General features: G+C 41.0%; 4 protein-coding genes and 3 pseudogenes. 4 read left to right on the top strand and 3 right to left on the bottom strand.

Annotation, left to right across the window (positions count from 1 at the left end; genetic code table 11):
• Nucleotides 1-300: 300 nt before the first annotated feature.
• Nucleotides 301-972: a sulfatase/phosphatase domain-containing protein gene (locus PN450_RS20175; RefSeq protein ID WP_271837358.1), complete on the bottom strand. Its 672-nt coding sequence runs from the start codon at nt 970-972 to the stop codon at nt 301-303.
• A 528-nt stretch (nt 973-1,500) separates the two neighbouring features.
• Between PN450_RS20175 and PN450_RS20170 the strand changes: the two are divergent.
• From PN450_RS20170 to PN450_RS20160, 3 pseudogenes are all read left to right on the top strand, one after another.
• Nucleotides 1,501-1,754: pseudogene (locus PN450_RS20170) on the top strand (reverse transcriptase N-terminal domain-containing protein); the annotation flags it as partial.
• A gap of 97 nt (nt 1,755-1,851) precedes the next feature.
• A pseudogene (locus PN450_RS20165) lies at nt 1,852-2,993 on the top strand (transposase); the annotation flags it as partial.
• A gap of 126 nt (nt 2,994-3,119) precedes the next feature.
• Nucleotides 3,120-3,296: pseudogene (locus PN450_RS20160) on the top strand (IS4 family transposase); the annotation flags it as partial.
• Between the two features lie 550 nt (nt 3,297-3,846).
• Here the strand turns inward: PN450_RS20160 and PN450_RS20155 are convergent.
• Together PN450_RS20155 and PN450_RS20150 are read right to left on the bottom strand one after the other, a co-directional pair.
• On the bottom strand, nt 3,847-4,239 hold the full coding sequence (locus PN450_RS20155; protein WP_148765143.1) for a hypothetical protein: 393 nt from the start codon (nt 4,237-4,239) through the stop codon (nt 3,847-3,849).
• A 116-nt stretch (nt 4,240-4,355) separates the two neighbouring features.
• A complete protein-coding gene (locus PN450_RS20150; protein ID WP_148765141.1) occupies nt 4,356-6,248 on the bottom strand; it encodes a patatin-like phospholipase family protein in 1,893 nt (630 codons plus the stop codon).
• A 782-nt stretch (nt 6,249-7,030) separates the two neighbouring features.
• On the opposite strand from PN450_RS20150, the gene PN450_RS20145 reads away from it, so the two are divergent.
• Nucleotides 7,031-10,489 (top strand): amino acid adenylation domain-containing protein (locus tag PN450_RS20145; RefSeq protein ID WP_271837357.1); only part of this gene is annotated, 3,459 nt, incomplete at its 3' end.

The following is a 10,489-nucleotide window of genomic DNA, read 5'->3' as shown; positions in this document are numbered from 1 at the left end:
TTCATAAATTTCTTATTTCGCGCCAACAGGCAAAGAAGAAGAGAATATTCAATATGATTCTGTTAAGCCTCAAAATCTTTGTTAAAACGAACCACAGAGGCACAGAGGACACACCAGAGAAGAAAATAATTGAGTATGATTTTTAAAATATACTCTGTCTTGCTCTCTGCGCCTCTGCGAGAGAAAACAATTACTTCAAATTCAAAGTAACTTTCTGTAAATTACCTGTGAATGCAAACGGTACTTGATAGGTTTCCACAATCGGAGTACCTGTATCTCGACCCACATCAAAAGTTTCATTTAAAGCCAAACGGTAGGGTAAAGTTTTTTCAATTCGACCCTCAGCCACCTGTTGATCATTAATGAATAACTTCCCATTTCCACCAGCACCAACTCCACCACTGGTAAAACTTTGTGTTTACGCGCTTCTGATAAAAATAAATTTTGTAGTTTTTCCAGTTTTTCTGGATTCTCAGATGCTAAGTTATTCGCTTCGCTGAAATCTTCCTCAATGTTGTATAGTTCCCAAGGATCTTTCTCGAAGTCAGCATTAATTGTACCCTGCCAAGGTAATCGAGGATGACGCGCCGCAGCTATCCATCCATTATTATAAATAGCCCGGTTTCCGAACATCTCAAAATACTGAGTTTTACGCTCAGAAGGAGCATCAGAATTATCAAAAGTATAAACTAGGCTAGTACCTTCAATCTTCTGTTGTTTCACTCCGTTAACTTTTGTAGGTGCAGTAATTCCCGCAGCTTCAAAAATAGTTGGCGTAATATCAATGACATGATGGAATTGGCTACGAAGTCCGCCTTGATCTTTAATGCGATCGCCCCATGCAATAATTAAGGGATTACGAGTTCCACCAAAGTGAGAGGCTATTTGTTTTGTCCATTGGAAGGGAGTAGTACCTGCCCAAGCCCAAGCTGCATGATAATGATTAGTGCGATTCGTTGTTAGCTGAATCACGGTATCCAGTCCGTACATAAGCCAACCAACCCAATCCAATCATGGAAAAGGTTGAACTCTCGGTCTGATATGGGTGCAAGTCCCGTCTACCAGACTCAGGTATGACTCCTTACCTGCCCGCACTGACCAGACTCGGTATCTGGAGGGTGAAGCCGGGGATAGGACGCAATCAGACACCCGTTGTGGGGTGACACTTGGCGTTAACGGGGAGTTCCTACGGTGAAACACCAGCCTAGAAAAGCAACCTATATCAAAGCAGGACACAACAACAAAACCTGACTTCACTGGAGATCATTCCCACCGCATCTTAATCAAATAGCGGTAAGAGTCCAGGGAATCCAGTGGTTGAATTGGCTACACCTAACGGAACTATCAATCAACCGAGGGAACGAATAAAAACGGATTGAAGGTCTAAGGGCGGATTCGTTCCCTATAAGTAGGCTGGACGAGCAGCGGAACTCCTTCAATTCGGGTAGGACAGACCGTAATTGGTCTGAGGTGTTCAGAATACACAGATTGGAGCAGAGCATGATTAGACACAGAGACAACTAAGCGTGAATCCTGGAAGACGTTACCTTGGAAGAAATTCCGCCGTAACTTATTCCGCCTACAAAAACGAGTGTACAAAGCGGTTCAAGTTGGAGACAAGCGCAAAGCCAAGTCCCTACAAAAACTGATTCTGAAGTCTACCGCAGCGAGATTACTGGCTATCCGTCAAGTAACACAGCTAAATGCACAGGAAAAAGACCGCAGGAATTGATGGCAAAAAGTCCCTTACCTTTAACAATACTGTAGCCAAAAAAAGAGGATGAAGAGAGAGGGCTGATGTAGTAGAGTTATAGTCTTCCAAAACAAAAACTCGAAAACCACATACAGCCCATGTTTGATATCCTAACACTCCTGCAATGCCTGCTACCAGAAATAAAAGTCACGACTATGCGGCAGTTGAGCCAGATCATCATGGCCATGTTAGCAATGAGCGGACGAGTAACAATGTTGGGAATATCACGTTGGACGCTTAGTGGTGGTAGTTATCGGACGGTAATCAGATTTTTTCAGACAGTCATACCGTGGGCAACGGTGTTCTGGGTGTTTTTTCGGCGGCATTTGTTTTGCCCAAATGATGTTTATTTGTTGGCAGGAGACGAAGTAGTAATAAGCAAAGCCGGGAAAAAAACCTATGGATTAGATAGGTTCTTTTCCAGTCTAATAAGTAAACCAATATCGGGTCTATCTTTCTTTACATTATCATTAGTAAGTGTTCAACAAAGACACTCATTTCCGATTCAAATAGAACAGGTAATTAAAAGTGATGTAGAAGAAAGTATTATCTCGCCAATTCCAGATGTAAAACCTCAAGAAAAACGTGGGCGTGGAAGACCTAAAGGAAGTAAGAATAAAAATAAACAGGAGGTAATTTTTACATCTGAATTACTAAGAATTCAAAAGATGATTAATGAACTATTTAAGTTAATAGCTAACTTTATTCCTCTCACTTACTTGGTTGTAGATGGTCACTTTGGGAACAATAATGCTTTGCAAATGGCTAGACAGGTAAAGTTACACATAATTTCCAAATTACGCCACGATTCGGCGTTATACATCCCTTACCAACATCCTGACTCTAATCATCGTTCTCGTCGTAAATACGGAGATAAGCTGGACTGGCGTAATATTGCTGGGGAATATTTACGTCAAAGCAGTATTGACGAAGATATCAAAACTGATATTTATCAAATGACTCTACTGCACAAAGAATTTGCTCAATCCTTGAATGTAGTGATTTTGGTAAAAACAAATATCAAGACGAATGCTGTTAGTCATGTGATTTTATTTTCCAGTGACTTAGATTTGTCTTATGAGAAAATAATCGACTATTATAGACTACGCTTTCAAATCGAATTTAATTTTCGTGATGCCAAACAGTTCTGGGGATTGGAAGATTTTATGAATCGGGGTCAAACTGCGGTGACTAATGCGGCCAATCAATATTTTTTATGGTCAACTTATCTCATTATCTTTTAAGTAAGTCGGCACGATAAAATCAATATACATTTTTTTCGTAAAAACCCTTAAATAACCTATCTATAAGGTATTTGTCGAATTTACATTTCGTTACATATGTTGATTGTTTAACGCCAACTTACTTAGCTCAATTCCGTCAAGATAATCCTGGTGCTGGAATTATTGATCTTCAGGCTTACTGTCGTGGTTTTCGATATGTTCGTGAAATGTTAAAAATGCTTCCGGAACAACCAGAGCCTATTTTATTAGCCCAGATTTTTGCCAAGCTTACCTCCGGGGGAAACGCATCTTATCAATAAGGACTATTTAATCTCAATAATGACCCAAAAATTTGCATTAACGTCTACTTATTGACAATAATTTAAACCATCACGATGACTCTGAAAAAATCCATCAAACGATAAATACCGATTATTTCGTTTATACACAAAAATGGTATTTTGTCAATAAAATTTAGATGCGTTTCCCCTGAGCTTACCTCTCTTGGTCGTGTTCACAATGCTCCTACAGCCGTTGAACCCTCGTAATTTGGCTACAGTATTGTTTTAGCAAACATTCTTCTCCAAACGTAGAGCCAAAATGCCCAACAATTTAAGAGGGTGTTTGAAAAGTCGGTGAGTGAGTAAAAAAGCTCTCCCAGTGTAAGTTGTGAATAGAAAGAACACAGCACAAAAGAGAGTAACATGAGTAAAGCATACCCTACCACTTGACTCACGCCCAATATGAATTAATAAAAATGGTCGTAAAAAAGGGAAACAGAACTATATTTGTGTAAGTTTCTGCTTTTCTTGCAAGTTCAGTCCCTTTAGGGCTGAGTTACTGACTGTGACAGATGGGTAAATCCAGAAATTATTCCTCGACAATTTCCACTTCCCTTGGTTCTGCTGGTGCTTCAGCAGAAGTATTGGCTTCGGGACTGAGGTGATTTTTCAGTTTGAGTTTTAGGTCGTCTGAAATGGGCAAATCTTTAATTTCTTTGAGCAGAAATCTGACTGATTCGGTTTTGCTACGTTCTGTATATATAGCCTTGAGAATAGCTTCAATTCCATAGCCTGCTACAGTATCCCCTACAACTGTTGTCAGACCAAGCAGACCTATACCTCCGAGGATACCAAACGGTCCTCCCACAGATGTGAGGGTAGCAACAATAGCAGCATTACTACCTGCTGATGAAACTGCTAAAACCACGAGAATTATGCCAGGAAGACCCAGACCAGCCAATTTTTTAACGATTTCGTCCATTGTAATTACCTAAAATTGTGATACTTTTGCTGACAATCTTATCAATCTGTGATTTCAATTAATAACCGTTCGGCTGACGCACCCTAAATATGGGATATTTTTTATTTTGGAAGTCTCTAGCTTAACAAGATACTACACAATTCATCGATTTCTTGATTTTTTTCTTGAATCAGTATATTCGCTAAAGTTTGTAATTGGCGCAGATTTTCTGGTTTGGCATTATCGATATCTTCGAGTTCACTTTTTAAGAATGGTTGAAACCGATAATAAGAAGTTTTATGACCTTTATTAGTAGCCTCAAACAACCGTTCTAATTCTCCAGCTACTACTTCACTCCCGCCGTCAAGCACCATATTTAACAGCGGCTTTGTCCATTGCAATAGTCCCCAATTTTTCACTTGGTCATAAGGGTAGACACTGGTCAGGGAACCGGTACCCAAGGATACTACCAAGATATCCTCTATATTCAGGGCTTGTTGATTTTCTTGCTTACTAATTTGCGCCTCTAAAATAGCCAAATTAGCGGGATTATTCGCAACTAATCCCCCATCCACTAATGTATAGAAGCCGTCGGTATTATGGGAACTGGAAACACGATAGGGAGCAAAATAAGTCGGAGTTGCACTAGTTGCCAATGCTGCATCTGTGAGCGTAAAACCTAGGCATAACTTGCGAAACTTTTTCGATTTAGTCTGTTGTTTTTCGAGCTTATTAGTAAAGAATATGGGAATTCGCTGCTCGATATCGTAGCTCGTTACGAAAACTTCTTTGAGATTATTTTCTAAAGGGCTGTCGCCAAAATATTGCTTGATAATTTCTTCTCTCCCCTCTGAAGAATATTTTGGTTGAACGAATATATCCTCTAGCTGTCCGAGTAATTGTTCCCAGAATGGCTCGTAAAATATCTCAGCCCCATATTCCAAATATATTTGCAGAAGTTCTTCAGCGCTGTATTGGGCGACGGGTGGGCTATCAGATCCTGCTAAATCTAATCGCGGTTTAGTTAGTCCGAGTGCGAGAATTCCTCCGCTGGAACTACCTGCAATTAAATCGAACAAACTAAAAATCTGTTTTTGTGTCCGCTTTTCAATTTCAGTTAAGATGATTGCGGGGATAATACCCCGAATACCACCGCCATCAATAGCAAGTATTTTATATTTGGGATTTGCTGTATTATTCATAGTTTGTTTCGATTCCTCTTGAGAGGGTGTTTGCGCTTGTTCCTGTTGTGGGTATTCGGTAGTTTGGGAGATTTCGGCTATCTCTGCAGGTGAACTACTTGGTCTGTGTCCCTCGCTGGATGATTGTGCGATCGCAAATGGAACTTGTGCTAAATTCCAACTGGGATTACCATACAAGGTTCCATTATGGGTATTTCCACTCTGGTCTTGGACAGTTGTTCCTTCTCCTTCGTTTAATCTCCAGTAGGCTACTAATCCTGGTTCATTTCCAACTAGAGGACTAGAGCGATGCGTTTGGATTTGGTCTTGAGTGCAGGGATAATTCCAGACGCTAATATTTGCCAACTGTCCTGTAAAGTATACATTATTGTGTAAAGTCGCCCCCATGGTTATAGGACTAGTTGCTTTGTTCAAAGAAGAACCTGTCAAAGACCCAGTATATTCATGGTCATCAAGATATATAGTCAGTTGACCGCCATTAAAAACAATGGCAAAGAAGTGCCATTGTCCGATGGTTAATTCTCCATTGCCAAAGGTTTTAATAACATTGTCAATATTTTCATCAATGTATACATCTAAATTACCTTCTTCACTGATGCCAAATTCAAAATTATCACTGTATCGATCTGAAGAACGGGCAAAAAATACATTGTGTGCCCCGTATGTAGTTGCTTTATTGGTGAGTTGATGCGGATTCACCCATCCGGAAATCGTAAAGGCTGAACTCCCCTGAGCAAACACACCACCAATATCATTTTTGCCAAAATTTATGTAGTCATCTTGACCATCAAATGTCAGAACTGATTGGGTATTTACTTGATTTGTCACAACATTTTCATCTCCAAATCATATAATTTGTAATTAATCAACGAACTATATACATAATTTATTTTTATCTATCAGGTAATATAGCTTGTTGGTAAATATATTGACTGTTGCTGCAATACTCACACTACAAGTGTCGTAGTTCCTAAATGCTGACTGATCATTCTTTCCTATAAGACTTGTACACTGATCCCTATGCTATGGTAGTTTTGTGCCAAAATCCCATAGGAGTCCCATATATTTTTAACTCCAACGCACTTAACCTAGACTTTTAAATAATCTCAGCTTTATCAAAAAAATGCAATAGATAGCAGGTAAGACTTATGCTTATCTATCTAACGGTGCATCTTTATATCCCATATTCCGCACCCTAACTGTCACATTGTTGACACTCCCCGGTCTAAAGCACCTAATGCATTGCTACGCAATGCTTACTCAGGGGCTTTCAAACTTCCCAGTCTTTCTTGTAAAGTGCATCAAACCGTAAAAATCTAGCAAATAAACAGATTGTTGATATCTGATGCACCCTACAATAGATTTTTGGTGTGACGCTTGCGTAAGTTGTAAGAGTGAGTCATAACTTTAACAAAATATATTTAGAACTTACGCATTGACAAATGAGGGAAAATTCTTATACGGTAATCATCGGTATTGCTTATATGTAAGCATCAAACATCTCCGAAAAAGAATCTGAAACCCTTAACCTGTCTAGCTGAAAACCTAATTTCCGGAGAGGTCTATTTTAGTTATCTAAAATAGACAAAATAGTTAAAAAACTCGCTATTATGGCTAATCATCAAAATAAATTTAATTGCTTTATTATTGGCGAGGGAACTTTACCGATTCAATGTGCTGAAATACTGATCAATCAAGGTCACGTAATTTACGGCATTATCTCCGCAGATGCATCGATAATTAACTGGGCTGAGGGGAAAAACATACCTTATATTAAGCCAACAGATCATCTCGGAGAATTTTTAAGCCAGCAGCCTTTTGATTACCTGTTCAGTATTGTCAATAGGTATGTTTTACCCCAGGAAATTCTAGAGTTACCACGCCAATTTGCGATCAACTATCATGATGCCCCCCTACCAAGATATGCAGGAGTCAATGCCACTTCCTGGGCGTTGATGAATCAGGAGAAGACTCATGGGGTGACGTGGCATATAATGGCCGCTATGGTTGATGCGGGCGATATCCTGAAGCAGGTAATTATCGATATTGCTGATGACGAGACAGCTTTGACTCTAAATGGGAAATGCTATGAAGCTGCTATTAATGCATTTGCTCAACTAGTTGATGAGCTATCCTCTGGTACATTTGTAGCAACCAAAGTAAACCTGAATCAGCGCACCTATTTTTCCCGCTTCAAAAGGCTGAGGGCAGGCGGAATCATCTCATGGAAGCGTTGTGCTTATGAGTTAGATGCCCTGATTAGGGCTTTAGATTTTGGTTCTTATCCCAATCCATTAGGTCGGCCTAAATTGGCTATAGACAGCAATTTGTTTATAGTCTCTAAGCTTGAGGTTCAGGGTAACTTGTCCAACTACCCTCCGGGAACGATCACAAACATTGAACCTACTTATATCACAGTTTCTACAGCAAGTTATGATATTGCACTACGTCAGGTACTGGCTATTAATGGTCAAGCACTATCAATTTCATATCTGGTGGAGAAATTTGGCTTGCAAGTCGGGTATCAGTTTTGTGATCTTGAGCCTAATCAGGTCAAGCAGATTGAGAAGTTTGATCAGTCAATTGTTAAGCATGAAGCTTTTTGGGTAGAAAGGCTAGGAACCTTAGAGTCCATCACTATTCCTGAGGCAAAGCAGACAGCATCATTACACCTGAAAGAACCACAGTATGCCAGAGCCAGGATGTTTGTACCCGATGAGGCAATTACCTTATGGTTACAACGCCATCCCCAATGGCACCGAAGTGATTTTCTCGCAGCTGCTTTTATTACTTATCTAGCTCGAATTGGTGGCAGCGGATGTTTTGATATCGGATTTAAAGATATTGAATTACAACGACAGTTGGTCGGACTCGAAAGCTTGTTTGCGTCAGTTGTTCCTTATCGGGTAAATATAGATTACGAGCAAAGTTTTGCGGCTTTAAAAAAACAGTTCGAATTTACCCAACTTCCCCTAACTTATGTCCGGGATGTCGTGACTAGGTATCCATCTCTTCGTTCGTTGTCCGATCGGGGTAGTGAGCAGTTTTTCCCAGTGGTTGTAGAGCGTGTGGAAAAACTAGAGGACTACCAAAGTCCGTTGGGAAGTGATCTAACTTTCATAATTTCCTCAGATGGGAAGAAATGTTGTTGGTTCTACAACACAGATGTATTGAATAATGACAGTATTGCCAGAATGCAAGAGCAGTTTACTGTTTTTCTGCAAGGTATTCTCACCGAACCTGACCAGTGTATTGCTTACCTACCTTTGTTATCTGAGCAGCAGCGGCGGGAAATTTTGCTGGAGTGGAATGATACTCAGGTTGATGATCCCCAGGATAAATGTATCCATCAGTTATTTGAGTCGCAGGTTGATCTGACCCCGGATGCAGTGGCGGTGGTGTTTGAAAATCAACAACTTACCTATAGTCAGTTGAATTGTCAGGCTAATCAATTAGCGCATTACTTACGCTCTCATGGTGTGGGTGCGGATGTGCTGGTGGGTATTTGTGTAGAGCGTTCTTTAGAGATGGTAGTGGGACTACTAGGCATTCTCAAAGCGGGTGGAGCCTATGTACCAATTGACCCTGAATATCCACAAGAGCGTCTGACTTTCATGTTAGAAGATGCTCAAGTTTCGGTATTACTAAGTCAACAGAAATTAGTTGAAAAATTACAAACCCATCAAGAAAATATTGTCTGCTTAGATACCGCATGGCAACTAATTTCTCAGTTGAGTCCAGAGAATCTCATCTCTGAGGTGCAAGGACATAACTTGGGTTATGTGATTTACACCTCTGGTTCTACAGGTCAACCAAAAGGTGTGGCCATGAATCAGCTTGCTCTTTGCAATCTGCTCCTGTGGCAACGGCAAAATGTCACAATTTCTAGTGGGGCAAAAACCCTGCAATTTGCGCCGATTAGCTTTGATGTTTCCTTCCAAGAAATCTTCTCAACCTGGTGTTCTGGGGGGACATTGCTGTTGATTGGAGAGCAATTGCGCCGAGAACCATTGGCTGTGTTAGGTTTACTCCAAGAACAAGCTGTTGAGAGACTGTTTCTTCCCTTTGTTGGTTTACAGCAACTAGCCGAGGTGGCTATTGAGCGGGAATTAGTTATTAGTAATCTGCGCCAAATCATCACTGCGGGGGAACAGTTGCAGATTACTCCTGCCATTTCTCAATGGTTGAGCCAGTTAACTGATTGTACTTTGCACAATCATTATGGACCATCGGAAAGTCATGTCGTCACCAGTTTTACTCTGACTAATTCCGTGGAAACTTGGCCGCTGCTGCCTCCCATTGGTCGTCCCATTGCCAATACCCAACTTTATATCCTTGACGAAAATTTACAACCAGTACCAGTAGGTGTACCAGGAGAATTGCATATAGGTGGAGTCGGATTAGCACGCGGCTACCTCAACCGACCAGAGTTAACACAAGAAAAATTTATCGCCAATCCCTTTAGCACCTACCCTAATTCCCGTCTCTACAAAACCGGGGACTTAGCCCGTTATTTGCCAGATGGCAATATCGAATACTTGGGTCGCAGCGATAATCAAGTAAAAATCCGGGGATTCCGCATCGAGTTGGGCGAAATCGAAACAGTCCTCAGCCAATATCCCCATGTGCAAGCATCTTGCGTGATTGTCCGTGAAGACATTCCTGGGGACAAGCGCTTAGTTGCCTACATTGTGTCGCAAAAAGAGCAGAGAGCCACTGTCAGCGAACTGCGTAGCTTCCTCACACAAAAGCTGCCAGAATACATGGGTCCCCAGGCTTTCGTCATTTTAGATTCCTTACCCCTCACCCCCAATGGCAAAGTAGACCGCCGCGCTTTGCCCATACCAGATTTACACGCTGAACTCACAGACCAACACGTAGCTCCACGCACCCCCACCGAAGAAATCCTGTCACTAATTTGGGCGCAGGTCCTTAAACTAGAGCAAGTAGGCATTCATGATAACTTCTTTACCTTTGGCGGACACTCCCTACTAGCAACCCAATTAGTTTCCCGTATCCGCACTAGCTTCAAAGTAGAACTACCGTTGCGTAGTTTATTTGCTGCACCG

The organism is Dolichospermum lemmermannii CS-548 (assembly GCF_028330815.1).
Classification (GTDB): domain Bacteria; phylum Cyanobacteriota; class Cyanobacteriia; order Cyanobacteriales; family Nostocaceae; genus Dolichospermum; species Dolichospermum lemmermannii.
The sequence above is the reverse complement of the archived record's forward strand: the minus strand, read 5'-3'. Positions and strand labels throughout refer to the sequence as shown.